The following is a 260-nucleotide window of genomic DNA, read 5'->3' as shown; positions in this document are numbered from 1 at the left end:
AATGCGCGTGCGGAGGAAACCGCCAAGCGCGTGCCGATGCTGGCGGATGCGGCGTGGGGATTTGCGCAGAAGGCAGGGGCCTAGCCGGCGCCGCACAAGAAACGGGGAGACCCCAGCCTGCGCTGGGGTGACGTAACGTTTCGGGGATGCCCCGATCAGATGGCGTCGTCGCCGCGCTCGCCCGTGCGGATGCGCCGCGCGGTTTCGACCGGGATGACGAAGATCTTGCCGTCGCCGATACGGCCGGTCTGCGCGGCGGC

At 70.0% G+C, this 260-nt stretch carries 1 protein-coding gene; it reads right to left on the bottom strand.

What is annotated here, in order from left to right:
• Positions 1-155: 155 nt before the first annotated feature.
• On the bottom strand, positions 156-260 hold a 105-nt coding region (locus tag CVH10_RS21925; RefSeq protein ID WP_146143268.1), incomplete at its 5' end, for a P-II family nitrogen regulator.

Origin of the sequence: Halomonas sp. ND22Bw, assembly GCF_003011945.1 — a bacterium.
GTDB lineage: Bacteria > Pseudomonadota > Gammaproteobacteria > Pseudomonadales > Halomonadaceae > Halomonas > Halomonas halophila.
This window is presented reverse-complemented; position numbering and strand designations above follow the sequence as displayed.